Below are 26,508 nucleotides of genomic sequence, written 5' to 3'. Positions count from 1 at the left end.
CAAGCATAAATAGCGTACTCGACAACCTCGGCGACGTCATTCGAGCGACTCCAGATCAGGGACCGACAACCCTACTTCAAACCTGCCTTTTGACTGGCTACAAACGACAAATATCTGTCGGAATCGAGAACGACTACTTACGCTCGGGGCTTCGCGGCGTACCGCCAGCTCCACGCGTCGGCGCTCGCGCTGGCTAGTTTGGTCGGGGCCGACGTCGCGGCGCATCTGATGGCCGGCACGCCACTTCCAGCGCTGGTGTGCGTGCATCCTGACACGCACTGCTGGCGTTGACGTAGCTGCGCTATGTCTTCCACACGCTGCAGGCGCTTATGCAGAGAGCCGCGATTCGCATGGGTTGTGGCGGTTCTGCCATAATTCACCGCCGCGACGCGTTTTTTCAGGCGAAAAGCTACCGTGTGGCCATAGAAAAAAATTTTTGGGAGGAGAATTTCGTGATCAAGCATGGCGATATCATATTCACGCAAATAGGTTCAAGTCAAAATGCAATTTCCGCAGTAACCGAAGGCTATCGGGGTGCTCACGTCAACCACGTTGGGGTCGCATTAAAGAACAACAAAGGAACCTTTGTTCTCGAGGCGTTCCCGCCGGAAGTGAGAGTGACCAATATTGATGTTTTTCTACGGCGGTCAAATGATGCGGAAAAGAAGCCGCGCTATTTGGTTGGCCGACTGAACTCTAGTTTTTCATCACTTGTGCCCTTGGCCATTGACTACGGGCTTCAGCTACGCGACCTTCCGTACGATCAGTTCTACCTGACAGACGAAAAAGCCTTGTACTGCAGCGAACTCGTTGTCGACATGTTCAAAGCAGCAAACGGGGGAGAACCGTTCTTTGTTGAGCGACCGATGAGTTTTAGGGACAAGGTCACCGGTGAGATTTTGGAAGCGTGGACCCATTACTATCAGCAGTTTGGGATGGAAGTGCCGGATGGCGAACCGGGTTCCAATCCCGGCGACATCAGTAAAGATCCCCGCCTGGAGGTCGTTCACATAGAGGGGAAACTTACTGGCTATCATGCCTCATAGTTTTTGCTGCACCGAGACAAGCCGGGCCAAACCGGTTTCGCCGTGTCGTTTGGGCCCCGACGATATTGGGCATTCGGCGCAAAAGGGGCGCAGCAGCTTGTACGCTGGGCCGATGCCGAATTGCGGATAACGCACGTGATCAAGCCAGCGAGAGGGACGCGATAAGGCACCGTTCTCGTGCCTTATCGCGTCCAGGCAACATCGGTCTCACGTCCTTCCAGGCCCAGCGCGTTTGGGGCGACTGGTTGTAACTGCTGACAGGGGCAGCTCTCACTTACGGACGCAGAAGCCGCCAGCATCGAATGGCGGAAACCCACAACATGAGCAGTCATCCATCGCGTGATGATTGTTGCTCCGTCCTTTCCGCTCCCAGGCGCCCACTGTGTCAGCGGCGACAAATGGACTCGCGGAATACTCACCCGTCTATTCTTCAACCTCGCCCTGATGCAGCCACAAGAGCCTCGATATTTTGAAGAACTTGGTTAGGAAATCCCTCAACAGGGTTGAGAAGTCAACGGTATCTGTTTCCTCAGTGACATGGAGGAATGATCCCCTTGATAGAAGAAAGTTGCAAGCGGTGCCGACACCAGAAAGAAGCCCTCACTAGTGCCACTACCTAAATTTCTTTCCAAGGGTCGTCCACCAACTGGCTTTCACGAATCGCTACTCTCGATACCTGGACAATCGCTTGCCCAATGCCCGTTCCAATAGGTCTGGGAGCCAGCAAACGTCGGAATTAAATCAGATAGATCTCCGAAGCCAGCGCATCCGGGATGAGATCATTTGGATCGGGACGCGTCGACCGATAAGGGAAAAATTTAAGGAAATATGTTCCTGGCCTTGATAGTTCGTCCACGGTTTGCAGGTCGACATTTGTCCACATACCAACCATATCGGCAAATCGAGAAGCCTTGAACTCTCTATATCGAATTCCGGACACTGCGCGTCCGCTGGAATCAAATACGCAAACAACGACGTTGATAACACAAAATAGTTTCTGATTTTGCCTTGGTTCGAATTCAGTGACATATTTCGCAGCAGCGTCCAGTCTGAACAATTCTAAAGACTGAACCGGAATGCCAATTTTCGCCATGACGCCTCCGCACATTGTTTTTCTAACAAAGTAGTTCATTGGGAGTGCACTGACGAGATCCAGTTTTTGCTATGTCCAGAGGCTCTCCTTATGGGAAGACCCGGGTGCTCTTCGCCCGCGAGGGGCAGACCATCCATCTCCGGAGGAGAACCCTGTAGTGGTCTAATTTCCTCGGACAGGTCGATAGGAGGACAATCCGGAATCGACGAGGAAAGAGCTAGATGACAAGAAGGCGCCGACAATTTGACGCCAGCTTCAAGCTGGAAGTGGTACGGATGGTACGAGACCAGGGATTATCGGTCAGCGAAGTCTGCCGGTCGATGGAACTTGGTGAGACGGCCGTTCGCCGCTGGGTGGCGCAATACGACGCCGAGCGCGCCGGCGGCCCGGGCGAGGGCAAACCGCTGACGGCCGAACAGCAGCGCATTCGGCAGCTCGAAGCGGAGAACCGACAACTGCGCGAGGACAATGCGCTGTTAAAAAAAGCGTCGGCCTTCTTTGCACGAGAACTGAAGTGAGTTATCGCGTGGTAACTCACTTGCAACAGGAGGCCGTATCGGTCAGTAATGCCTGCCGGGTTTTGCAGGTGAGCCGCTCTGGCTACTATGCGCACCGGCGTGCCAAGCCGAGCGCAAAGAGCCTGCAGGAACAGACCCACGTCAAGGCAGCGTTTGCTGCCAGTGGTGCGAACTACGGCAGCCGGCGCGTGATGCATGCGCTGAGGGCACAAGGACTACGTATTGGCCGCTATCGGGTCCGCACGCTGATGCGCGAAACGGGATTGCGCGCGAGATGGAAGCGCAAGTTCGTCTCGACGACCGACAGCAGGCATACGCTACCTGTGGCAGAGAACGTGCTCGACCGGCAGTTTGACGTGGCCGAGCCCAATCGCGCGTGGGTTTCGGACATCAGTGTGCCGCAGCAAGCGGCGTAGGAGATGAGGGTATGGCCCCTCGTCATCGGCTTGCAGGAGCGGGTGGCAAACCACCATGAGCGGCTTGGGTCAAAAGCCCTGGTCGTGAGCGTCATGGAAAAGGCGTCGTGAAGGCGTCAGGTATGAATCAGGAAGACGAACAACCGTGAACTGCCGTTCAAGTGTCGAAAGTACTCAGATGACATCAAAACCGGGGAGTGATGTTGCCCCGCGATTAGTCTGGCCGTTACCTGCTTACGGGCCAGGCGGTGTCCGGCATAGAGGCAGCGTCAGCCTGATTCGGGCTCTTACGTTGAACTGCGGGAACCTTCGGTGGCGATGCCAAGCGAAAGGCACAAGCCCGAAAGGCGAGGCCGAAAGTAGCGATGCGCCACCAAGGGGCGGAGCAGCTCGTAGTAGCGTTGAAGCCGCTGTAATGGTGGTGGAGCGAAGGGGCTGCGTCATCCCGGTCAGAAGTCGTGTCAACTGCGTGAGCAGGAGGAGCACGGCCACATGACCAAACCGTTTGACATTCCGAAAGCATTAATCTGGAAAGCATTCCAATGTGTGAAGGCAAACGGCGGCGCCGCAGGCGTTGACCGTGAATCGATCGAGCAATTCGAGAGTCGCTTAGGCGATAACCTCTACAGGCTATGGAATCGACTCTGTTCCGGCAGCTATTTCCCGCCGCCGGTCAAAGGGGTGCCGATTCCAAAGAAGTCTGGTGGTGTGCGTGTACTGGGCGTGCCGACGGTGATCTCATAATGCACCTCTCACAGTTGAGTGTGGGAATGTTGCCCCCGAAGATGCCCTGAAGTGCGCACCCAGTCCCGCAGTTGCTGTTCCTTGACGGGATCCAGCGTGATCCACCATGGGCCCCGCCCGTCGAGCTTACGAGCGTGGACCACCTGGCGCTCAATCCAGTAATACACGACGTGTGGACTGATGCCTAGTCGGTGAGCGAGTTGCTGGACCGTGAGTTCGTCGGGCCGCATGAAGTTGGTCGCCGCAATCCCGTACCGGTAGCGGATCCATTTGACCATGGAGAGCGTGAACGATTTGCCAGTTGGGCTGCGCAGGCCTTCCTGATTAAGGTGCGCAACGATTTGTGGCTCGGACAAATGTTGCGACAGTTTGCGCACGTGCTCGACGGTTGCAGTGGGATAGCGCACCGCGTCGGCGACCGGCTTGGGCAAAGTCACGGTGGTGTCGGTACAGGTGCCTCCCTGCCAACGCACGTGTAGGACCACCTGTCTGGTTGCGGGCAGTTTCTCGACCGTAATGTCCCGGATGAGCAGTCGCAGCATGCGCTTGCGATCCTTCGCCGGGGTCGCCGGAGCACGCCAGAGGCGCGGCAGATTGTGCGCCAGTGCGAGGATCTGGGCCTTCTGTTCGGGTGTGGCAACGCGCGCCTTCTGGCTCTGGAACTGGGCGGCTTCCGTCTTGATCGCTTCGAGGCGAAGCATCGCGTCATTCCAGCGCCGCTCGAGGGTGCCCGTGACCAGACGGTTGGCGGGATCGCATTCCTGATAGCGACGCTCGGCAAGAGCGACTTCATACTCGGCGCGTTCGATGCGCATATGCCACTGACGCATGATGGCGTGATCCCGCTGCTCGAGTTCGTTCAGGGCGGTCACGGCGAGTTCGAATTCGGCTGGCCGCAGGGCCGCGAGCATTGCTTCGCCGATCGCGTTGTCGAGCAGGTCGCTGCGCACGCTCATGCAATCTCTGGTCGCTAAACCCTGGCGGCGCTGCGCATTGCACAAGTACATTGGGTAGATGCCACCGTTACCCTGGTAGCGCACGGTCAGCGCCCGACCGCAGCAGCCACATAGCAGCAGCCCCTGAAGCAGCGCCAATCCTTCACGCGCCGCACCGCTGAGCACGGTACCTTCGCCGTTGGTTCGGTTGCGCGCCAGGCGTGCCTGGTTGCGCTCGAATTGCTCCGGGGTGATATACCCTTCGTGATGGTCGGGCAGATGGACACGCCAGTCCGCCTTGGGTACCGGCTGCACGCGCTTTTGGACCTCTCCCTGTGGCGTGATGCGTTGCCGGTACTGGTACCGTCCAAAGACATAAATGCCCGCATACGAAGGATTCTTGATCAGGCCGATCACGCGCTCATGGCTCAGGCGCCCCCAGATGAGCCGGCCCGCCCAAGCGCCGCCATAGGCGCGCTTGGGAAAGCGCAAGCCACCTTCGGCAAAGCGCTTGACGACCGCGTATGCGCTGCCGGTCTCTCGAAAGAGATGAAACACCAACTGCACGGCGCCGCGTACCTCGTCATCGGGGTCCAGGACGATGCGGCCGTCGTCGTCATAGCACAAGCCGACTGGCAGTGGAAAGCGCAACTCACCCTTCTGCGCCTTGTTGAGCTTGCCGCCTTGGAGGCGCCCGCGCAAAAAGTGCAATTCGGCCTGTGCCATCGTGCCTTTGAGGCCCAGCAGCAGGCCGTCGTTGAAGTCGCCCGGGTCGTAGCACCCATCGGCGTCGACGACCAAGGTACCGGTGAGCGCGCACAACTCGAGCAGGCGATGCCAGTCCAGATTCGAGCGCGCCAGGCGCGAGACCTCCAGCGCAAACACGGCGCCCACGTGCCCCATCGAGACATCCGCCACCAGCGTCTTGAAATCCTCGCGGCCCGTCATCTGCGCGCCTGACTGACCGAGGTCCCGATCCAGGATCCGGATCGACGTTTGTGGCCAGCCCAATGCCAGCGCCTTGTCGCGCAACGCATACTGGCGCTCCGTGCTCTCCTGATGGTGTCGCACTTGGGCCAGCGTCGATTGGCGGATATAGATGTACGCCGGCTTGCTCTGATGTTGGGGGGTGATCTTGGTGTTCATCGACGGCCTCCTCGGTCAACTCCAGCGCGGGCTCTGCGGTGAGCCAGGCTTCGAGCATGTTGGCGATGAGTACGCCGGCCGATTGCAGGTCGATGGAGTCGGTGAGCGACAGCGGCGACTGGCTCACCGACGCCCCTTATAGCGCCTCGCGGCGGCGTAATAGTTCGCGATTGATCTCGCAGATCTCCTCGATGATCTCGCGGACACGGTGATAGCTCGCCAGGCGTTCGGTGACGTCGGCGAAATCGGCTTGTGGCACGTAGTCCATTTGTGGTCGGCGCCCGGGAAAACTCACCGACAAGTAGTACTTGGGGCCATGACCTGGGCCATCGGCGCACTTGCAGCCAGGCTTGCCACAGCGCTTGTAGCGTTCGATGAGCGAGCCCCGCAAGAGCGTGTCCAACGCCGGCATTTGCTTGAGCAATTGCGCGCGACGCCTGCGTAATGTTGACGACGGAATATCTTCCATTGGCGGACCACGTTAAAAACTGGTCTGATAGTAGGGCAATGAAATGCATTGATCAAGCTCCTTTGGTTGATGACTTCTTGGAGGACGAAGCGGCAAGCTGATCGATCAACGCGATCAGCTCCAGCAGCATTCCCAGATCGAAGCGAGACACAGGGATCTCGCAATCGTCTTCGACAGCAGGCGCGCCCCAGTCGGTCCATTCGCGGGCAATGCTGAAGCTGCCGCACTCGACATGACCCAGCAGCAATGTGTCGACGCCCGCCACCCGGCGCGTCTTCAGGACCGGATAACGCTGGCCCCGGAGCGGATGAAACGGATGGCGGATCTCAGCCCATCCCAAATGCTCGTTGAGCGCTTGTGCAGTTCGCGCTGACCGTCCCGAGCCTGCGGGATCGGATCGTGCAACGGGCAATGTTGATGGCGATGGAGCCGATATGGGAGAGCGATTTCCACCCGGCTTCATATGGCTTTAGGCCTGCCCGTAGCGTACATCACGCGATTCGCGCGGTGAAGCTCCAGCTACAAGACAGCGGTGAACAAAGTACTGCGGGACGTTGGGTTATCGAGGGCGACCTCGCCAGCTACTTTGATACGGTTCATCATCGGCTGCTCATGAAGGGGATTCGCAAGCGGATTGCCGATCAGCGCTTTCTTGCCCTGCTCTGGAAGTTCATCAAGGCGGGTTGTGTTGATCGCGAGCTGTTTCGTGCTGCAAGCGAAGGCGTTCCTCAGGGCGGTGTCATCTCGCCTCTCTTATCCAACATCATGTTGCATGAGTTCGATGCGTGGATGGAACGGAACTACCTGAACAAGAAAGTGCGGAAGGATCGGTGGGCGTGGAACTTCGCAATTCTCAAACAGCGACCCATTGCTGTTCGAGAAAGCCGGCAGTGGAAGCCAGCAGTGTCCTACTGTCGATACGCGGACGACTTTGTGATCGTGGTCAAGGGAACCCGTGAACATGCTGAGGCAGTACGCGAAGCGTGCCGTGGGTTCCTTGAAGGCGACCTGAAGCTCACGCTAAATATGGAGAAAACCCATATCACGCATGTGAACGACGGCTTTGTCTTCCTCGGTCACCGGATTATTCGCAAGCGTGGGCCACGCGGCCGCATGCGGCCTGTGACGACCATACCGTGGGAGAAGTATCGAGGCTTTGCCGGGAGGCTCGTAAAGCAATTGTCGGGCAACTACGGCATGAACAGGATGGACCTGATGGAAAGCCTGAATCGGCAGATCGCTGGCTGGGCTGCCTTCTATCAATACACCGACTATACGGCCACCATGTTCAAGAAAATAGACCGAACGGTCTTCTGGAAACTCGGATACTGGCTCGCGCGCAAGTACCGGCGCGGGTTCAGGTCGCTGATGCGCGACTGCATCCGGGCGCCGGAACCGGGACAGGCTACAACATGGGTGTTACAAGGCCAGAACAGTCGGGGGTGGTATGGGGTGGTGGCGCTTCGACGTCTCGTTACCAGTCGCAAAGGTCGTTTTACTTGGCGGACCCTGACAGAAAATCCGTTTATCCTGCGCGATGAGACACGCCGTACCATCGAGTCGCGCTACCCCGATGTCGCCTTTGCTATGAGCAACACTTGAACGGAGAGCCGGATGCGCTGAGAGGCGCAAGTCCGGTTCGGAGAGGAGAGACAGGGAAATAGTCCGACTACGCCCTGTCTCTTACTCTACTCCGCACGGCGCAGGGCTGGTTGTATCTGGCGGTCGTGCTGGACCTGTACTCGCGTCGTGTGGTTGGCTGGTCGATGGCTCCCACCATGCCGGCCGGACTGGTCATGTCGGCACTGACCATGGCGTTGCAGCAGCGCCGGCCAGAGCCGGGACTGGTCCTGCATTCCGACCGGGGCAGCCAGTACGCGAGCGATGAATACCAGGCGTTGCTCAAGCAGCACACGTGGTTTGCAGCATGAGCCGCAAGGGAAATTGCTGGGACAATTCGGTGATGGAACGGTTCTTCCTGAACCTCAAGATGGAACGCGTGTGGCAGCGGCAGTACGCCAACCACGATGAGGCACGGCGCGACATCAACCAGTACATCATCGCTTTCTACAATCCGGTGCGCTTGCACTCCACTTTGGGCTATCTGTCGCCCGCCGCCTACGAGACGGAAACGACAGTGAAAGAACCTATCTGCCTGTCCGAAATAACTTGACCACTACACCCCAACGCTTTGCTGCTTAGTCAGCCCCCGATTTGGCGCGGTCTCGCTGCCCAACAGTTGGCGAACGGGCCCGAGGCAGAGCGCGAAGCCATCGCTCAACGTGCGATCGCAACTGGTCATTGAGCACGACCGTCCGGATTTGTAGCAAGTTCTGCGCGTGCCGAGGCCGCCAGGCCATCTGCTGCCGTTTGACGAACCTCTTGCTCACCACCTGGTTGATGGCCAACTCAACGAACCCCGATGCAATGGGCTCCCCGTGCCGATATCGGTCACCGTAGTTCACGATGCAGTGCCGGTTGTTGTCCAGGTAGACGATGAACTCCTCGAGCTTGCCGATGAGCTTGGCCTCTTCGGGGCTGGCCTCAGCGTCCAGATCCCAGCCCAGGCTTTCCAATCGGCGCAACGCCGGATAGGGGCAGCCGTGCCACAGGTGCCACTTTGCGCTATGCAGTGCCTTGATCAATACCGCGTTGCTGGGGCCGTGCCGGCCCTTGCATGGACCTGTCGCTTTCCATTGCGGTCGGCTCGAGCGTCCAGGGGGCGCTGTTCGTCTCGCCGGTGCTGGCATGCCATTTCCTCGGTCCGGCGCCGATGGACCTCGCGTTCCGTCCGGCCCTTGTGCTGATTGTCATCTTGTCAGTGCCAGTCACGGCGCAAATGGCGAGCGATGGGCACGCCGACTGGTTCAAGGGCGCGCAGTTGCTGGTCGTCTATCTTGCCCTTGCCCTCACCTTTTTCTTCCTCCCGAGCTAGGAACAAATGACCGCATCGCTGCATGTTGCCCCCTTCGTCCAACGTTCTCCAGGTGTCCGACAAGGGTCGGCTAGAGACCTTCTTCGCGGATGATCGGCGGTTCATGATTGACCCGGGCGTTCGGCGGAAAGAGTCCGCCGAAGACCGAATGCGACAAGATCAAGGCAACCCTGGCCAAGGCGCCGGGCACAAAGCGGCAGCGGCTCTCAACCGGCTGGACCTGGAGCGGGCCATCGCGGCTTCAACCGCCCCCCTGAGCGGGACTCTGCCCCTTCCTGCCAGCGCCACCGCCCGACGGGACCACCCATCAAAAAGATCAATACCCAGCACAAAACGCACGGCCGTACCGACATTTATTTGGCTGGCGCTGCGACTCTTCAAAACCGGCTGGACAGTTGGTATTCGTGCGCCCCGGCGACACCGGGCCCTCCTGATATATTACATATCTGATAGGATTGGCGTGACGATCGACGTAGGCCACCGGTGAGCGATTCAGGGAACGTCGCCGGTTGAAACCGAGTACAGCCGAACATGACAACTACGATTATTTATACCCACACCGCGTGTCTCGAGCACCGCCCCGGGCCGCACCATCCGGAGTCGCCCGAACGCCTGAGAGCCGTCGTGCGGGCGTTGCGAACGCCGGAGTTCGCTTCGCTGGAATGGCGCAATGCGCCAATGGGCACCGTCGAGCAGTTGCAATTGATCCACGATTCGTACTACATCGACGAGATCGCGCAAAGCGCCCCCACCCAGGGATACGTGCCGCTGGACGCGGGCGATACGGTCATGTCGCCGGGCTCGTGGGAAGCCGTCATGCGCTGCGTCGGCGCTGCTTGCGCGGGTGTCGATGCGGTGATGGACGGCCAGGCGCGTAACGTGTTCTGCGCGACGCGGCCGTGCGGCCATCACGCTGAACCGGCGAAGGCGATGGGCTTTTGCATTTTCAACCAGGCGGCGATCGCGGCAGCCTACGCCTATGAGGTCCACAAACTCGAGCGCGTCGCTGTGGTGGATTTCGATGTGCATCACGGCAATGGAACCCAGGCAGCATTCTTCGACCGCCCGGAGCTGTTCTATGCATCCAGCCACCAGTCGCCTTTCTATCCCGGTACCGGAGCCCGGTCCGAGACAGGGGTGAACCACAATATCGTCAACGTTCCGTTGCCTCGCGGCTGTGAGCCGGCGCAGTTTCGTGCCGCGATTTCCGCCCTCGTGCTTCCCTCGCTAAGGGCGTTCGCCCCCGAAATCCTCATTGTCTCCGCGGGATTCGACGCGCACCGCCTGGATCCCCTCGCTGGCATGAACCTGGAGGACAGCGACTTCCATTGGATCACCAAGGAACTGATGCAGATTGCCGACGAGACGTGCGACGGCCGCATCGTATCAATCCTGGAAGGGGGCTATAGCCTTGACGCATTGGCCACGAGTGCGATGGCTCATGTCAGCGCTCTGATGCAGCTCGATGCCGAGTGAACAGACAGCGGCGCGACCGCGTTCAGCGCCGATAGTACGTCGTCGCGCATGACGGTTGCCCCGGAACTCTTCATGACACTGTCCAGCGTTGCACGCACGCTCGCAGGCGCGCTCTCCAGGCGGCTCTCGACCGGTCCTCACCCAGGCGCTGGGGGAACATGCCATCAGTAAGAACTGCGCCCACATTCACAGCTCAGCCGACCAGCCCCGACGCACCGTGGGCAAGTGCCGGGATTCCCCTGGAAGTCGCGGACGAAGCCGGCACCATCGCAACGGTCGCAGACGCGTCTACCGCTGTTATGGCAGCGCGTGCAATACATGCGCGTGTCGCCGCCTCCGCGGCCGGTACTACGTCTTCCGAGGCGTCGGGTGACCCATCGACCAACAATAACAATAATGATCCCAACCGTGAAGGCCGCCCTCAAACTGCTGTTGGTCACCACGCTGCCGGAGTGGTGGTGCACATCGGTCTTGACCCAGTTGTCGATCTGCGGCTTGGTGATCTTGTGCGTGTGATCGGCCACGGTGCTGATCTGGTCCGGCGGCCAGCCGCAGTCGCTGACGTCCTGCATGTCCACGCCGCGCGGATCGCCTTCGGATACCTTCACGTCGATCAGCAGGTTGTGGCCGTGGCCGCCGGCCGGGTCGGTCTCGGTGGCGGAAGCGGTGTGGTTGTGGGTGAGCACGATCGAGGTGTCGTTGATCGTCACGCTGGCGGTGTGGCTGTGCTTGCCCAGTTCCGTGTAGTAGAGCGAGCTGAACCTGCGCGCGCGCAGATACAGCGTGACTTCGCTCGGATAGCCGCCATCGACGTGGAAGTACAGGACCTTCGGGTTGACCGAGTCGATGTCCTTCTCGCCTTCGAGACTCAGGGAGCGCACCTGCTGCGGTTTGACCTCAAGCCGCGCAGAGCAATTCGAAGTTGCAGGACGGCGATAGCCGGCCGAGGATCGGATGCCATTGGCCCATTCTAGGTGGCTCATTGTCCTCTCAGAAACCTCAAGGTCGTTTGCCCCCGTTTTGGCGCGGTCTCCTCTTAGACAGGCGGCGTGATGCCTGCATGCCGCCTCAGAACGCGAGCGCCAGCATCCCGGCACCCCAGACGAGCAAAGCGACGCCCGTTGCGTAGCCGAGCCAGTGCCCCGCAGGGACAGTCTTTTCGCACAGTACGAACAGCGCGAGTCCCGCAATCCAATAGAGGTTCATCACGCCGCCGAAGAACATTAGCCCCATCAGGAACCAGCAGCAGCCGACGCAGAAAGCGCCGTGCAAAAGACCCATGCGGAGCGCCCCGCGGGCGCCGCACCGCCAACGGGTACTAAGGAATGCAAGCGGCGATCGGCAGTGGCGAAGACAGGCATGCTTGATCGGGGTGAGCTGGTAAACGCCGGCGGCGAGCAGCAGGAAACCGCTGAAGATCGTGTTGGTGGCGACGAGCGTCGGTGAAAGGATACCGGTCCGCTGGAACCCCCACTGCAGGATCACCGCGATCAAGCTGAAGCCAGCCCAGGCGGCAAGATAGCCCATTGCGAATATGCTTGTCGGGACATAGGGACGCCTGGTGTCGCGCTGCTTGCGATTGACCGTAGCAAACAAAAGGATCATCGGCGCCGCGCTGGGCAGCATCATCGCCACCATCATAACGCACCACATGAAGAACATCAGGACTGCATAGCCGGGCGTCCACACTGCAGGCGCCACCATCGCCATGCCGGACATGCCCCCGTCGCACATGCCCGTTGCTATCCCGCGCTGCGACATGCGGGTCACCTCGAACGGCGACATGCCCATGCCGGCGCCGGCCAGCAGATACGCCCACGACAGAGCGATAACCGCAGTAAGCGCGGTAACGACGACCAAGCGATCGCGCCTGACCGCTGCCTCAAGTGTGGCGTCGATGGGTACCGTTCTCACTTTGCCCCCCGATCATGTTCGCCGAATTCCGAATATGGCTTGTCTGCGCCACCTCGACAACGGTCCCTTCCGGAACGTCAGGTATCAAGCCATGCCGTGAGCCTTGATCTTTCGCGGACCAGCCCATCCTGATTGAAGTGGTGAACGCAAAAATGCGCCCATGAATCCTCGAACGCCATCTCCATGTCACCTGTCACCGAGGTCGTCCCTTGCCCGATCTCCGCGTAGGTAAACTCGAAACTGCCGCTAGGCCGTGCCAACGCAATGTGGAACGGTTGACCAGTAAACTCGTTGATTATTGGTCTGCCGCTGCTCCTCATGATGCCTGGTATATCAACTTTTGCGGTTCTGAGTTCCAAGTTTGCCTCGAGATCTATCGGTAGGAACAATGTCTCGCAAAATTCTGAGCATGTGGTTGCGAATACGGAGAAATGATTGCTCAATGGTTCGCATGCGCCGCCCGAGATAATTGCTTCCAGTGCTACCCGTTGAGCTTTATCTGCACGTTCGTCGATAACGATCTGGCGTTTCCCGTTTCCGTCCTTGATCTCGCCAGGCCACTTGTACAGCGCCGCCCAATTCAGCCCCGCCAGCGGCGTGTCGTTGAAATGGCCTTCAATGATTTTACCGACGAAGGCAGACTGACAATAGCCGTGGGTGCTCGGCAAGTTGAACTGGCAACCGCAATTCACAGCGCAATTGCAGTTGTCATAAGTTTCACTCTTGAAAAGCCATCGATTACTCATTTCGTCTGCCCCCCTGACTGGATGAAAGGCATGATTCTCAGTGCCCATTTGCTGGAGCGATGTTCTGATTCAGGTGGAAGAGGTTGTCCGGATCATACGTCGCCTTCACTGCCGCAAGCCGCTGGTAGTTGGCGCCATAGTTTGCGGGCGCACGGTGATCGTCGTCGCTGGACATGAAGTTGACGTAGCCCCCATCGCCGCCCGAGTGGGGATGAATAGCGGCGGCGTTCTGGTAATCGCTCGCGGTGACCTGCCGGCCATCGGCGAGAACGACATCGACCGCCAGCAGGTTGTCGATGGAGAGACTGACGCCGCGGGTCAGGTAGCCGATGCCGCCGCCCAGCGTCAGGCCACCAACCCCGGTCGTCGAGATGCGGCCCCGTACCGCTTCGGTCAATGCCTTGATCGTGTCGCTCATGGGGCGCTCCTCTGCATCCGCGTCACCAAGGATGCGCGAAGGATAGGCCCTGGGGCGTTCCAAAAGCGTTCCCTCTCAACCGGGCTCGCGCAGAAGGCTGGAGGCTGCCCGGAACGCCGGGAGATCATGACCCGACGGGATATTCTTGATGAGGTCCCCAAGTCGCTCACGCAGTGTCTGATCGGGAAATCGCCTGGCGAAGGCGTGGAGCGCCCTAAGCTCTAGCCAGCCCGCCTCTTGCGCGCTGGCAGTCTCAATGGCGCTGCGCAGAGAAGCGGCAGCGGCTTCGGTTTCCCCGCTGCGATAAGCCAGCTCACCGTCGACTCGCCACAGCTCGGCCTCGAGATAGCGCTGGTTCCACCTGTGTGACAACGAGAGCCCCTCGCGTGTGGCGGCTCGTCCCTGACGGAACTCGCCGACCATGCCGCGAGCCCGGGCGAGAAGAAGGAGTGTGTAGGTCAGGTGCAAGGTCTCCCCTTCGGTACGCGAGCGCCCCACCGACCGCACGATTTTCTCAATGCCGCCAGCCGATCCCGCGCAGACCTCCTGCCAGCCCCGAAGGGCTTCCACGACGACCATGAGGTAGCGCTCCGAAAGACGCTTCCATAAAAGGTCGGCGGCCGCGAGGAGCTCGGCGAGGCGCGCGAGATCTTCGGATTCGCCCGCTAGAATTGCCGCGTAAGTGATGACGTACGCCAACGTCATCAGATGATCGAGAGCCACGGCGATCTCAAGTGCAGATCGAGCTGTGTCGCCGGCTCTGCCGGCATCTCCGGCCCACAGCTCGACGAGGGCCAGCCGTACGAGGCAAACCGCCTTCGGGTCCTGGGCGTACAACGCTAGATGCTCGTCGCGATGGGATACGTCGTAGGCTTCGATAGCGCCATCGAGATAGTGACGTGCTCTGGCCAGATCGCCCCGCCAGAACGCGCTCACGCCGAGAAGATACCGGCCCTCTGTCCTGGCGACCGGATCATGACTCTCATGCTCGAGAAGGGCACGAGCGAGTTCATCGCAATCGTCGAAGCGGCAGCCCTGCAGCCGGGCGAGGCCGAGACCACGGAGGATCGGCGGCACCACCGGTCTGTGAAGTTTGCGGCAAAGCGAAAGGGCTCGCTCGTAGAGTTGGTGCGCCCCCTTGGAGCCGTAACCGTCGAGGGCAACAAGCGGGGGTCCGAGGGCGATCCGGATTTCGAGTTCGAGTGCATCGCGGTCGCGTGACGGTGGCAGGTCGGCGAGCAGTGCGAGTGCTCGCTGAAACATGGTGACCGCTTCTTCGAGGGCCGACACGGCCACCGCTCGGCCCCCCGCCACGCGGTAGGCGTCGATGGCCAGTTCGACCATGCCGGCCTGGTCGTAGTGTGCGGCCAGTTGCGGGCTGGCCGCGTCGATATCGCCGTGAAGCTCGACCGCAATCGCCTCGGCGACAGCCCGGTGGAGTTGGCGTCGACGCGCTGGGCCGACCATCTCCAGCGCGACCGCCCGAAGCTTGTCGTGACTGAAATCGTATGTGAACCCCTGATCGCGGATGATCCGTCGACGCCAGAGTTCATCGACGTGATCAATGAGCTCGTGCTCGTCGATCCCAGTGGCCGAGACCATCAGACCGACTGAGAAAGGCCGACCGATAACGGCCGCCACTTCGGCTAGTTGTCGAGCGCCGTCAGTTAGTTGGCCCAGTCGGGCGCGCAGCACCGCCCGCATCGTCTGCGTGAGCACTGCTTGACTTCCATCAGAGGAGATCCCTGCTCGAAGAGCCTCAATGACAAAGAGTGGATTGCCTTCGGTCTCGCTCCAGAGACGTGCCGCCAGTTTCGCATCAATCGTATCCTCAGCGCGTAGCCGAGCAGCGAGCGTCGCAGTGGTGGCTTCGGCGAGTCGGTCGAGTGGCACGGTGGTCACTGCCTGGTCGTGGCCCAAGGCGTCGACGAGTCCAACGAGGGGATGATGCTGTGGGATCTCCTCCCAGCGGACAGTACCGACGATGAGGACCGGTGCCGTCTGTCCGGAACGGACAACGAAACCGATCAACTCGATGGTCTCGGCGTCACACCACTGGAGATCGTCGATGATCAGCAAGCGCGGGCGATTGTCCGCGACAATGGCTCGGCTCACAGCATCGAACAGCCGATGCCGCTGGGCCAGGTCGCCCGACTGGCTCCGTTCAGATGGCTGGGAAACGTGGCGGAGTTCGGGCAGCAGACGAGCAAGCTCAGCCCTCCAGACCATGCCCAGCGTGTCGATGTGGCTTCTAATAGCATCAGATCGGAGTAGGTCGACGACGGGACCCCATGGCAATCTGCCCGCTGCCTCATATGCACGAGCCGATGCCACCACGTGTCCCTCTGCTCGGACACGGTGGCCGAGTTCCAGTGCGAGACGGGATTTTCCGATCCCCGGTTCCCCGGTCACCAACACGAGATGTGCCCCCCTCTCCCGTACTGTGTTCCAAGCCTCGATGAGCTGGTTCCATTCAAGTTCGCGGCCGACGAAAGACGATTCGGCGACAGGTAGGTCCTTGCCCTGCACTTCGTTGCGGTTGAGTGTGCCAGCCCGGAGCTGTTGGTACATGGTTCGGAGCGCCTCGCCTGGTGCCACCGCGAGGTCGCGCTCGAGCACCTCCGCGTACCGGTGGTAGGAGCGCAGCGCCGCGGCTCTATCGCCAAGCGCGAGATGTGCTTCTATCTGAATTCGAGCGGCCGCTTCGTCGGTCGGCTCCAGTTCGATAATGCGTTGGGTATGCTTGATCGCGGCTTTGTGGTCGTCGCGCCTCGCAGCCTCTTCAGTCAGCCGCATCAGGGCCCCATACGCCTCAGCTCGAAGTTTCGCTCGCTCATCCAGGACCCATTCGTCATAACAAGCCGGGAGGAGATCGCCCGAATAGAGGCGTGCGGCGAGCTCGAAATCACCGGTCGCGATGGCCTCCTGGAACCTGAGCACGTCGACCTCGCTCGGCCCACTCGGAATCCACCGGACAGTCTCGTTGTCGATCTCGACGAACTCACTGATGTCGGGAAGGGAATGACGAAAATCGTGGAGCAGCTTTCTGAGGTTCGTGCGCGCCTGACATTCGTCGGAGTCGGGCCAGAGCTCGAACGCGAGTCGTGAGCGGTGCTGCGGGTTTCTCTGTAACGCGATCAACCCCAGAAACCGTTGCAAGCGAAGAGAGTTGAAGGCGCGAAGAGGCCGGCCGTCCAAGATTATCTCGACTGCACCAAGAAGGCGGACCTGTAACCGCGTCGACCGTTCGCCACCGGCCCCGCTCGTGTCACTCGGCATTTGGCTCCTCTGGCTGCGGTCCAACTGTCGATAACAAGCCGATCAGCAGCTTGATAAGTGTCGACTCCGATTTCCGGGCCGGATCCGCGGGATTGTGCTGTGCTGTTCACATCCCGCCTGCCTAAGTATTCATTGTAGGTCCATTCCCGCGACCGTTGCCGGGTCGGGCCAAGGATCCAGCCCATTGCGTCGGCGGTGGCCACCGCGGCTTCCGCTACTGCGATGTGGCAGCTGCTGCTTCAGCTACGCAATCAGCCCCACGACTGCCCGCTCATAAGACTCGGTGGAAGCGGCTGCGCGGGGCAGAACGTAGTCGCCCTGGCGCACAGCCAGGATTGTCGTGGCGACTAGATAGCGATAGCGGCAAGGCTTACCCCCGCTTGACGAGCCAAGGACATTCCATGTTCGAAGCCCTGCGAAGCATTTGATAGGGCTCTGCCCGCCAGGGCTGCGCGACATCGTCACGTCGAGCCCCCCTGCAGAAAAACGGAAGTTTGGATTCACATGGACTACCCCGCCCCGAAGTGCAAGTCGGGTAGATCAGAAGCTTCTCGTAGATTAGCAGGGCCAGCGGCTCATTGAGCTGCCGCACCGCCCCACTCCAGTAGGCGATGAGCGTCGCCGGCCGCTGAGATAAAAAGGTGGCGTCGGTCAGGGCGTGCGTGCGTTAATGCGGGCCACGAGCTGATATAGCGGAGTTCGGGCTCCGGGAGCAGATGGCGTTTACGGCTTGACAATGGCCAGGGTGCTGGCGGCAGGGTATTTTTGCGCAGGGCTGGCAGTCGAGCGACAGGCCACTGCATCGTTCACTTTTTTTGGCAGGAATAGTATAGGGCGTGACGAGCAATAGGCCTCCGCCGGCGAGAATCAGAACGTCCTCTATGCCTTGTGCCCCCAACGAAGATGCGAGATTGTACGGGCAAGTTTGACGCCATGGCGCTATCCGCAGTTGTCCGAGGGCTGGCGGCCCCAAGCAGCGCAACGCAGTACGAACAACCTGCCAGCAGTTGGCTGGCCAGCGCCCCCTCCGCTTCGGCCCGCTCGGCTCGTCGCAGCGCGGCGGCCAACCTTCTCCGGACGTGCCCTTCGCAGAAACAGGTACGCCTGATGTGTATGAAGGCACCGCACCCTCATATGTTGCACGGCAGTTAAAGCAGGCCAGTCGCCGATTGCCCGTCTTGGCCGCACGAGCTACCATTCCTCGCAGACTTGTTGCCTCCCAGTAATTCCGAGCCCCCCTACAGGGCTGGAATCGGGCATATCAACTTGAACGCCGTGACGAATCAGCTCGATCTCTTCGAACATAGCCGCGATGTCATGCTTCGCAATGACGTGCTTGCCGCGCTTGAGCAACGCAATGCCGCCGCCGGGCGTGAAGCACTGCGTCGGCTGGCCGCGGAATATCCAGCCGACGCGCTCGTGCCGCCCCTCGAGATACTGGTACGCGTTCTTGAGTATCCTGTCCAAGAGCCCATCACTAGTCACGCGGCACTACGTGACACCTGCGAGGCATGGTGTTCGCCGAGCGTGCTGGCGGCCCGCCGCGCATTCGGCGACGCGGCTGGCATGGCCTGGTGCATATCGCTGTGGCGAGCCGTTGCGCAAGCCGCTTCGCAATTGCCGTTTGAGCGCGAGATGCCGGAATGGCATGCCGCGCCGCTATGGATGCGCGCAGCGGAGTGGACTGCGGCACGCGAAAGCATAAAGCGGATCGGGTCGTGGCGACGTATTCCAATCACGCTCGCTTGGATGGCCGAGACGGTCTACCGGCTCCAGGGGCTTGAACCGGCGTGGTCGCTCTTGGCCGAGCTTGCCTGGTTGTCGCCGAGGAAGCTTGGCGCGCTGATGCAAGCGCTCGGTGATTCGTCTTTGCTGGCGCTACGCCGGGTATTCGATGCGAATTTCGACGGTGACGGCACAATCGATGATCTTGCGTGGTTTCCGGCGTGGGCACTGACAGAGAAACCTGGGCTTGCCGCCCTCCTACGCGGGTCCGAGCCCTCGACGCGCACGTTACCCGAACAGGGGATGCGAATCATGCTGGAGTTATTGCTCCTTGAGCGCGAAGGCCGGCAGCATGATTTGGTTGAACGACGAAAGACTTTACGCGGCCTGCACGCGGGCCTCTTCGACGCTTACATCCGTACGCGATAACTGTGTCAAGGCTCGTGGCTTAAATTCCCAGGATCCTGGCTTCTATCCGACCAGTCCTACTCGATGTAGAACGGTGGCGTATCTAACGTCATCTTGTCCGTCCGCAGCACCGTCAACTCCAAGCCTGAGCCCCCTTTGGCTTGCTTTAGGGAAGTCAGGTCACCAGGAACGCGGAACAAGATGGTGAGGCGCTTCCTTAACTCACGGAGCAATGCGTCTCCCAGAGCCTCATCCTTCCGGCCGCCTTGGACCCACTCGCGGTACCGATTCTGGATCATCACCACGTCTTCGAAGATGTCTTGGGTCATGGGATTCTCCCTCCTTACCCAACGTGCCCCGTGTTTTACATGCTGGTCACTTGCTTGGGCCCCTACGCTAAGCTCGATGTCACGCGACCAACTCATGCGATGCGGGTATCAGAATGCAATTGATTACATCGCAATGAATCGTAGCGATCGAACTATCGACGCAATATCGGCCAAAGGTATGTTTCAGGAGTGAATAGATCGGAGGATACATCTGCATTCGGACCGTTGCGACGCGATAAGCACAACGTTATCGTGTCTTATCGCCGCACCCTGGCAACGCCGGCGTCACGAGCATCCTGACCACGCGCGCAGCAGCTCCCCTTGTTTGCGAGTCCGGCGGAACGCAACGGCAGTAGCCGGTAGAGTAGAGATGTGGCGCGGTGACGGTAGGTCCAGGCATCGATGTTTCCGCCCCTTTCGTTTGGCGGTGCCCTATTAGCCGGACCGTGGCTCCGTTTCCACATCCCCCTCATCGAACCGGACAGGCAGATTTCCCGCATCCGGCTCTCGGACAAGACTCCACGCCTTCACCCACGCCAGGCTGCACCCCCGCGCGCGCTCAGACGTACGAGCCCGAAGTGCCCATAGAGGTGCGAGAGTGGATAGCTTCCGCCCCTGCGTCGTCTGACCTTGTGCTTGTTGCGCAGCCACCGGCGCAACCGCGTCGCGGCGTAGCTGTCGAGCGCACGGTATGCGCGACTGACCGTCCCTACCTTGAAGTAGTTCGCCCAGCCGCGCAGCATGCGGTTCAACTTGCCCACCATCGCCGTGGTCTCTTGCCATCCCGTTTTCAGGGCGGTCAACGCATGGATCTTCTCGACCATGCGCCGGATACTCTTCTTCGCCGGCCGCATGCCCATGCGGGGCTGGCCGGTCTTCGCCGAGTACATCCGCCCAAACGTGTATCCCAGGAAGTCGAACTCGCCTTCCGGGACCCGACAGATTCGTGTCTTCTCCTCGTTGACCGTGAGCTTCAGCTTTCCCATGATCGCCCGCATCGCTGACAGGGCTTCGTCAGCCTTTCCGCGTTTGCACAGGATCACGAGGTCGTCCGCGTACGTCACGATCCGACTGCCAAGGCTGTGCTCCAGGCCGAGCTCCCTCCACGCCAGCACGAATCGACGCATATACAGATTCGACAGGAGTGGCGAGATGGGCGAGCCCTGAGGGATGCCGCGACCAGCGTCCTTGGCCTCCGTCGTCCGCTTCTTCCGTCCGCGCGGGTCCGTTTCCTCGACAGCGCATTCCAACCACATCTTGATAAGATGCAGCACACCCCGATCAACAATGCGTCGCGCAAGCGAAAGCATAAGTTCCGGATGTGGGATGCTGCCAAAGTAGTCCGCGAGGTCAGCGTCAACAACGTCGGTATGACCACGGTGGAGCCGTTCTTCCACTTCGACCACCGCCTGCTGGGCATTGCGGCCCGGGCGATAGGCGTACTGCTCGGGTGGAAGGTCGGCCTCGAAGATCGGATCAAGCACGAGCATTGCTGCTGTCATGCAGACCCGGTCACGCAAAGTCGAGATACCCAGCGGCCGCAGCTTGCCGTTGGCCTTCGGGATAAACACTCTTCTGATAGGGTCCGGTCGGTAACTCTCCTGCCTGAGCGCAAGCGCCAGTTCGCCGAGCCACCGCTCTAGCCCGTACGCCTCGATGTCCGCGAAGTCCTGACCATCCACACCCGGCGCGCCCTTGTTGGAGCGACACTGGGCGTAGGCGTGAGCCAGAATGTCGTCGCGGCTGATCTTGTCATATAGGGCATAGAAGCGGTAACCGGCTTCTGCCTTCGCTTTCGCGTGTAACGCCATCTGCAGCTTCTGAACACTAATCGGAGTTGATAGGTTGCCCAATCTCCTGTCCCTCACTACGTCTTGCGTTTGTCTTGAACTGAGGCCCCTTCCCTCCACCGGCATTACCCGGCTTCCCCGGTACTACGAGCCTCTCCGCCACCCCACGGCGCCCGGCCTGTCCCTCGCGGGCGTCCGGTTGGCCATCCCTGGCCACGCCGTGGGGCTTCCCGTGTTGCGTGCGCTTTCCTTGTGTGCATGCTGTCGCCACTACCCCGGCGCAGCGACTGGCGGTCCTGCTTCGCTCATCCATCCAGTCGTGTCAGCCTTCCCCGATATGGCTGTCGGGTCGGCCTGCGCATCGTCCTTTTCGAGGCTTGCTCGGCGTTCACTCACGTTACGGCCTGCACACTTGCGCTGTCACCGTATTTCGTGACACGCTTATCCGAAGGCTTCAGCCACTTCGTTACCTCCATAGCTGCTCCGGTTGCTTCCGGCTGGAGCGGTTGCCGGGTGGGGCTTTCACCCACTGGAAAAGCGCCGCCTTTGCACGGCGCACGCCATGAACGGTCCTTCGCTGAGACCTGTGCTCGTTCATGGAGACGTCCGATTTACCTCCCGCTGCGGACGTTGGCTACCTGATACTCACAGGCAGTCATTGGCCAGACCATTGGCTTCTCCGACGGCTATTAGGCGCCACCCGCGAAGCCCTCGCGACGATGTCGGTCCACAAGGCAGAAGTGCGCGTGCTGGATGGCGCGGTCGACCACCGGGACGTGTCCCCTCACGCGTGGCGAGCGTGAGTCCACCCCCGGGTGATGATGCGCTGCTCGCGCGCGATTCCCGGGACCCGGCTGGTGCTGAAATCCTGAACGTGACGGCTGCCGGCTTTCGGCCTGTCCGCACGTCCTGGGATCGAATGTCCACCACGATCTTGCCGAAGTGCCGCTGCGCCGCCTGGTAGCTGAAGGCATCGGCGAGCTCGTGCAGCGGAAAGTGCCGGTCAATGACGGGGCGGATGCCGGTCGCATCCAACGCGCGCACCATGTCGAGTTGGTGGCGCCGGCTGCCCACGAGCAAACCGGTGATCCGCAATTGCTTGCGCAGGATCTGTCTGACGTTGAAGGGCGAGTCCGCGCCGGGCAAGGCACCGACGATTGCCACATGGCCACCCGTGCGCACGGAATTGATGGACTGCTCCAGCGTTGCCGCGCCGCCGACTTCGATGACGTGATCCACGCCAGCGCCCCCGGTCAGTGCCCGTACTGCATCGCCCCACTGCGGGTCGTCGCGATAATTGATCACATGGTCCGCGCCCAGCCTGCGCAGGCGTGCGAGCTTGTCGTTCGAGCCTGAAGTCGCAATCACGGTGGCGCCCGCAGCCTTGGCAAACTGGAGGGCGAATATCGACACACCTCCAGTGCCAAGCACCAGAACACGCTCCCCGGGCTTCAGGGCGCCATTGACAAACAGTGCGCGCCACGCAGTCAGTCCAGAGGCCGTCAGCGTGGCGGCCTCTGCATGGCTGTAGTTCGCCGGTGCACTCGTGAAGGCGGTCACAGGCAGTGTGACGGTCTCCGTCGCAAAACCATCGATGCCGTCTCCGGGAACTGTTGCGAAGTCTGACAGGCTCGGCTCGCCATCCAGCCACGTCGGAAAGAACGTGCTGACGACATGGTCTCCGGCCGAGAATTCCTTCACCCCGGCTCCAATTTCGGCGACAACACCCGCGCCATCTGACAACGGAATTCGCAGCACAGATCCCGCCACGAGACTGACGACGCCAAAGTCATGATAGTTCAGCGAACTCGCATGGATGCGAACTGTGATCTCACCGAAGCCGGGCGGCCGGGTTTCCGCCATCCCCGCGACGAGGCGGTGGAGCCCTCCGGTTGTTCGAGATAGATGGCTTTCGATTCCCTCCAGAGGCTTCAAATATGACATGCATGAGATTGGCCGTGTGATCGGCCGTTCGTAACTTGGCACGTGGGCACTAACCCCCTCGCGCCAGGTTGCCAACGTTTTCGCACCAGTACGCTAGTGCCGCTCGCCTGCCTGTGCCTGGGCAGCATCCTCCAGCGCAAAGGTCTGCTTCGACTCGCTCGTGATGTGTGGAATCTCCGAAAACCGGCTGCCGTGGAAAGTGTCGTCAAGACCGGAGGTCGGCACCCGGAGTGGAGACGCAATGAATGGTGAATCTCACAGCTCGCGGAGCAACTCCGCGGCCTTCGGCCAGTGGCCATATCCGTCGGACGGCGAGAGGTGGCCAATGTCGCCCCCATCGACGAAGCGGCTGCCCCAAGCCTGCGCAAGGGCGTGGACCTGCTCGAATTCCCCGATCGGATCGTTGCGGCTGCCGATCATGATGCTCGGGAACGGCAGGCGCGCCCTCGGCAGCGGTGTCCAGCCGCTGGCAGCCAGGGTCTGCGGATCGGAGTAGCCGGCGGGCAGGGGCGTGTCGAGGTCGGCGGGGGCCGCGAGCAACGCGCCCTGGACCTCGCGCGTCGTCTGCTGCGCCCAGTGAACCGTGATGCAGCATCCCATGCTATGGGCCACCAGGACGATCGGCCCTTGGATACCGCTGACGACGCGCTCTAGGTTCGCCACCCTGGCGCTGCGTAGCGCCTTGTCATGGTCGATCTGCGGCACGATCAGCACCGCCCTTCCCTGCGCTTGCAGTTGTTCGGCGAGCAGCGTTTGCCAGTGCTCCGGCATGTGGTCGCGAAGACCGGGAACAATGACGACAGTCGGCAGGTTGGTAGAAGTCATGGAATTCGATTTCCTCGTTTGAAATCCGGAGCGTGATCGTTCTGCGCCCGCCGGTTGAACTTACCACGCTCCCTTCCGCGCGAAGCGTGGCATGTCGCGCGGCGAGATACCGTGAGCGCAGGGCTGCTGCCTGCCCGCGGCATCGCCACCACGCGGGTGGTCAGAAGATATGGCGGATGCCCACAGCCGCACCGAACATGGACTTCTGCCCACTGGACAGCGAGTAGCTGTTGCCCAGCGCCAGGCTGGTGGCGAAACCGCTCGCCGCCGAGTCCATGGTCAGGCCGGCGTTCCGGGTATACGCCGTGGTCAGGTACACGTCGGTCCGCTTCGACAGCGAGTAGTCCGTGATCAGAGCGATCTGCCACGGATTGGCCGCGTGCGTGTTGCCGCCGACGTTCTTCAGGTTCTGGTAGTCATACTCCAGGGTGAAGTCCAGCGCCGCCGACACGCGGTACTGGCCACCGATCCAGTAGAAGTCGTCGCGCAGGAACTCCTTGCCCGTCTGGTCCTTGTTCTGCCCCCAGCGGTAGCCGCCCATCACCTTGGCCGCGCCAATCGAATAGCTGGCCATGACGGCCGCCTTCTTCAACGTGCCGTTGCTCGTGCCGATCGTCGGGTTCCACTGATCGTAGGCAACGCCCAGGCCGAGCGGGCCGTTCATGTAGGTCACGCCCGCACCGTAGGCCGAATCTCGGCGGAACTGGCCCGGCACTTCGCCGTTGCCGCCCAACGTGGGAATACCGGGATTGATCTGCGATAGCGTCGTACCGACGCCGAACGACCAGTGCGCCATGGCAGTCACGGGACCGAACGTGCCCGTGTACTGCGCCACGTTGTCCTCGCGGAAGTTCGCGCCGGCGATGACGCCCGCCGGTTCATACTGCGTGGCGAAGCGGGCCGGCACGAAGTTGGCCAACGACACGAACAGCGACGTGTACTGGCGGCCTAAGGTGACCTGCCCGTAGTCCGATTTGAGGCCGACAAAGGCCTGGCGGCCGAACATGCGTCCGCCCTGCTGCTGGGTACCGGTATCGGCGTTGAAGCCGCTTTCCAGCACGAAGATGGACTTCAGCCCGCCACCGAGGTCTTCCGTGCCGCGCAGGCCCCAACGCGAGCCAGAGTAGCCGCCGAGTTCTCACGGAACACCGAATGGCCCGTACCGGGATTGTAGCCGTTGGCCGCCGACGGGACGACGCCGACCTTGTTGACGTATTCGAGGTTGACGTCGATCACGCCGTACAACGTTACGCTGGACTGCGCCTGGACCGCACCACATGCCATTGCGGCGGCTAGGGCAAGAAACGCTCTTTTCATCTACTCCCATCCTCCATGGTTCATCGTTCTCATTTGATTGTTTTCAGGCATAGTCACTACGACTTCCGGCGCCAAGTGCGCCGCTACTACAAAGGGCGGACTCTGCAATCCGCCCCCCCTTTTTGATCAACGACCTGGAGCCAGGACCTCCCGGTATGCGGGTCAGCCCAATCTGATCAGAATGGACGGTCGCCGATGATCGTAGCGCGGTCCATCCTCCGGTGGCACGGCGGATAGTCCATGACGGCGTAATGTTGGGTCGACCGGTTGTCCCAAATAGCCACGCTGTTCTTCGTCCAGCGCCAGCGGACCTGGTGTTCGGGGATGTACGCCTGCGTGACCAGGTAGCGCAGCAGGTCGGCGCCGCCGGGGCTGTGGTCCTGCCCAAAGCGCACGCGGCCCGGCGTGTGGAAGTTGGTGAAGTGAGTGGTAAACCCGTTGACGAACAGCACCTTCTCGCCAGTCTCTGGGTGGGTCCGCACCACCGGATGCTCGGCGTCAGGGAACTGACTCTTCAGCGCCAGGCGCCGCTCGATTGGCATGGCGGCGCCAAAGCTCGCCTCGATGCTGTGACGCGCCCGAAGGTCGGCAATCTGCTCCTTGACGTGGGCGGGCAGGTTTTCGTACGCCAGCACCATGTTGGCCCACATGGTGTCGCCCCCGACGGTCGGGCACTCCCAGCACCGCAGGACAGCGCCAAGCGGCGGTACATCGCGCCAGGTTGCATCTGTGTGCCAGGCGTTCTCGTAACGATCCGGCGGGTTGGCGGGCGTCTTGTAGATCTGCACCAACCCCGGATTCTCTGGGTCGCTACCCGTCACGGGGTGATCCTCCAGATCCCCGAAGCGGCGCGCAAAGGCCACGTGCTGGGCAGCCGTGACGTCCTGGTCGCGCAGGAACAGGACGCGGTGCCTGAGCAGCGCTTCGCGGATTCCGGCGAACAAGCCATCATCATGGATAGCATCGGCCAGGCTGACCCCAATGAGTTCTGCGCCGATTGCGCAGGTAAGTTGTTCAACTCGCATGGTCGATGGG

20 protein-coding genes and 5 pseudogenes are annotated in these 26,508 nt (G+C 60.9%); 9 read left to right on the top strand and 16 right to left on the bottom strand.

Annotated features, from left to right (window positions below; all coding sequences use genetic code 11):
• Positions 1-329: 329 nt before the first annotated feature.
• Complete coding sequence (locus ABNX08_RS37865) at positions 330-1,046, top strand: YiiX/YebB-like N1pC/P60 family cysteine hydrolase (RefSeq protein WP_349605039.1); 717 nt, start codon at positions 330-332, stop codon at positions 1,044-1,046.
• A 736-nt stretch (positions 1,047-1,782) separates the two neighbouring features.
• On the opposite strand, the gene ABNX08_RS37860 is transcribed toward ABNX08_RS37865, so the two are convergent.
• Positions 1,783-2,139, bottom strand: coding sequence for a hypothetical protein (locus ABNX08_RS37860; RefSeq protein WP_349605038.1), 357 nt, complete (start codon positions 2,137-2,139; stop codon positions 1,783-1,785).
• Between the two features lie 221 nt (positions 2,140-2,360).
• Here ABNX08_RS37860 and ABNX08_RS37855 point away from each other — a divergent pair, with 221 nt between their 5' ends.
• The 3 genes from ABNX08_RS37855 (at position 2,361) to ABNX08_RS37845 (ending at position 3,817) form a co-directional block, all read left to right on the top strand.
• Positions 2,361-2,657, top strand: coding sequence for an IS3 family transposase (locus tag ABNX08_RS37855; protein WP_022538307.1), 297 nt, complete (start codon positions 2,361-2,363; stop codon positions 2,655-2,657).
• A gap of 68 nt (positions 2,658-2,725) precedes the next feature.
• Positions 2,726-3,073: an IS3 family transposase gene (locus ABNX08_RS37850; RefSeq protein WP_374063805.1), complete on the top strand. Its 348-nt coding sequence runs from the start codon at positions 2,726-2,728 to the stop codon at positions 3,071-3,073.
• A gap of 492 nt (positions 3,074-3,565) precedes the next feature.
• Complete coding sequence (locus tag ABNX08_RS37845; RefSeq protein WP_349606848.1) at positions 3,566-3,817, top strand: hypothetical protein; 252 nt, start codon at positions 3,566-3,568, stop codon at positions 3,815-3,817.
• A gap of 8 nt (positions 3,818-3,825) precedes the next feature.
• Here the strand turns inward: ABNX08_RS37845 and ABNX08_RS37840 are convergent, their stop codons facing one another.
• The 3 genes from ABNX08_RS37840 to ABNX08_RS37830 all read right to left on the bottom strand — a co-directional run bounded on the left by ABNX08_RS37840 (position 3,826) and on the right by ABNX08_RS37830 (position 6,707).
• Positions 3,826-5,898: a recombinase family protein gene (locus ABNX08_RS37840; protein ID WP_374063770.1), complete on the bottom strand. Its 2,073-nt coding sequence runs from the start codon at positions 5,896-5,898 to the stop codon at positions 3,826-3,828.
• Between the two features lie 136 nt (positions 5,899-6,034).
• Positions 6,035-6,367: a DUF6788 family protein gene (locus tag ABNX08_RS37835; protein ID WP_349609875.1), complete on the bottom strand. Its 333-nt coding sequence runs from the start codon at positions 6,365-6,367 to the stop codon at positions 6,035-6,037.
• Between the two features lie 52 nt (positions 6,368-6,419).
• Entirely contained in the window at positions 6,420-6,707 is a 288-nt protein-coding gene (locus ABNX08_RS37830) for a DUF5372 family protein (protein WP_374063771.1), read from the bottom strand.
• Between the two features lie 29 nt (positions 6,708-6,736).
• On the opposite strand from ABNX08_RS37830, the pseudogene ABNX08_RS37825 reads away from it, so the two are divergent.
• Positions 6,737-7,969: pseudogene (locus ABNX08_RS37825) on the top strand (reverse transcriptase domain-containing protein); the annotation flags it as partial.
• Positions 7,970-8,037: 68 nt separating this feature from the next.
• Positions 8,038-8,540, top strand: a pseudogene (locus ABNX08_RS37820) (IS3 family transposase); the annotation flags it as partial.
• Between the two features lie 25 nt (positions 8,541-8,565).
• On the opposite strand, the pseudogene ABNX08_RS37815 reads toward ABNX08_RS37820, so the two are convergent.
• Positions 8,566-9,015 (bottom strand): annotated as a pseudogene (locus ABNX08_RS37815) (ISKra4 family transposase); the annotation flags it as partial.
• Between the two features lie 29 nt (positions 9,016-9,044).
• On the opposite strand from ABNX08_RS37815, the gene ABNX08_RS37810 reads away from it, so the two are divergent.
• Positions 9,045-9,302, top strand: a complete 258-nt coding sequence (locus ABNX08_RS37810; protein WP_022540220.1) for a hypothetical protein — start codon at positions 9,045-9,047, stop codon at positions 9,300-9,302.
• Positions 9,303-9,833: 531 nt separating this feature from the next.
• Complete coding sequence (locus tag ABNX08_RS37805) at positions 9,834-10,778, top strand: histone deacetylase family protein (RefSeq protein WP_022540218.1); 945 nt, start codon at positions 9,834-9,836, stop codon at positions 10,776-10,778.
• Between the two features lie 164 nt (positions 10,779-10,942).
• On the opposite strand, the gene ABNX08_RS37800 is transcribed toward ABNX08_RS37805, so the two are convergent.
• The 5 genes from ABNX08_RS37800 to ABNX08_RS37780 form a co-directional block, all read right to left on the bottom strand.
• On the bottom strand, positions 10,943-11,761 hold the full coding sequence (locus ABNX08_RS37800; RefSeq protein WP_022540217.1) for a hypothetical protein: 819 nt from the start codon (positions 11,759-11,761) through the stop codon (positions 10,943-10,945).
• Positions 11,762-11,846: 85 nt separating this feature from the next.
• Positions 11,847-12,638 (bottom strand): DUF2182 domain-containing protein, encoded by a 792-nt coding sequence (locus ABNX08_RS37795; protein WP_349608307.1) that lies wholly within the window; start codon positions 12,636-12,638, stop codon positions 11,847-11,849.
• Positions 12,639-12,769: 131 nt separating this feature from the next.
• Complete coding sequence (locus ABNX08_RS37790) at positions 12,770-13,438, bottom strand: DUF1326 domain-containing protein (protein WP_349608305.1); 669 nt, start codon at positions 13,436-13,438, stop codon at positions 12,770-12,772.
• Between the two features lie 37 nt (positions 13,439-13,475).
• The gene (locus ABNX08_RS37785; RefSeq protein WP_022540214.1) at positions 13,476-13,856 is read right to left on the bottom strand and encodes a BBE domain-containing protein; all 381 of its coding nucleotides are present in this window, start codon (positions 13,854-13,856) and stop codon (positions 13,476-13,478) included.
• Between the two features lie 75 nt (positions 13,857-13,931).
• On the bottom strand, positions 13,932-17,054 hold the full coding sequence (locus ABNX08_RS37780; RefSeq protein WP_349608303.1) for an AAA family ATPase: 3,123 nt from the start codon (positions 17,052-17,054) through the stop codon (positions 13,932-13,934).
• Between the two features lie 1,347 nt (positions 17,055-18,401).
• On the opposite strand from ABNX08_RS37780, the gene ABNX08_RS37775 reads away from it, so the two are divergent.
• Positions 18,402-19,289 carry a hypothetical protein gene (locus ABNX08_RS37775; RefSeq protein WP_374063804.1) on the top strand — a complete coding sequence of 296 codons (888 nt, stop codon included), beginning with the start codon at positions 18,402-18,404 and terminating at the stop codon, positions 19,287-19,289.
• Between the two features lie 56 nt (positions 19,290-19,345).
• Here ABNX08_RS37775 and ABNX08_RS37770 read toward each other — a convergent pair whose 3' ends face one another.
• From ABNX08_RS37770 to ABNX08_RS37745, 6 genes and pseudogenes are all read right to left on the bottom strand, one after another.
• Complete coding sequence (locus ABNX08_RS37770; protein ID WP_022540207.1) at positions 19,346-19,597, bottom strand: hypothetical protein; 252 nt, start codon at positions 19,595-19,597, stop codon at positions 19,346-19,348.
• A 527-nt stretch (positions 19,598-20,124) separates the two neighbouring features.
• Positions 20,125-21,408, bottom strand: coding sequence for a group II intron reverse transcriptase/maturase (gene ltrA, locus ABNX08_RS37765; RefSeq protein ID WP_374063803.1), 1,284 nt, complete (start codon positions 21,406-21,408; stop codon positions 20,125-20,127).
• 897 nt (positions 21,409-22,305) lie between these two features.
• Positions 22,306-23,250, bottom strand: a pseudogene (locus tag ABNX08_RS37760) (NAD(P)-dependent alcohol dehydrogenase); the annotation flags it as partial.
• 336 nt (positions 23,251-23,586) lie between these two features.
• Positions 23,587-24,156 (bottom strand): alpha/beta hydrolase, encoded by a 570-nt coding sequence (locus ABNX08_RS37755; protein WP_022540198.1) that lies wholly within the window; start codon positions 24,154-24,156, stop codon positions 23,587-23,589.
• A 160-nt stretch (positions 24,157-24,316) separates the two neighbouring features.
• Positions 24,317-25,473, bottom strand: a pseudogene (locus ABNX08_RS37750) (porin).
• 176 nt (positions 25,474-25,649) lie between these two features.
• Positions 25,650-26,498, bottom strand: a complete 849-nt coding sequence (locus ABNX08_RS37745) for a TauD/TfdA family dioxygenase (protein ID WP_022540196.1) — start codon at positions 26,496-26,498, stop codon at positions 25,650-25,652.
• Positions 26,499-26,508 lie beyond the last annotated feature (10 nt).

It is taken from the genome of Cupriavidus sp. DF5525, from assembly GCF_040149425.2.
Classification (GTDB): domain Bacteria; phylum Pseudomonadota; class Gammaproteobacteria; order Burkholderiales; family Burkholderiaceae; genus Cupriavidus; species Cupriavidus pickettii_A.
The sequence above is the reverse complement of the archived record's forward strand: the minus strand, read 5'-3'. Positions and strand labels throughout refer to the sequence as shown.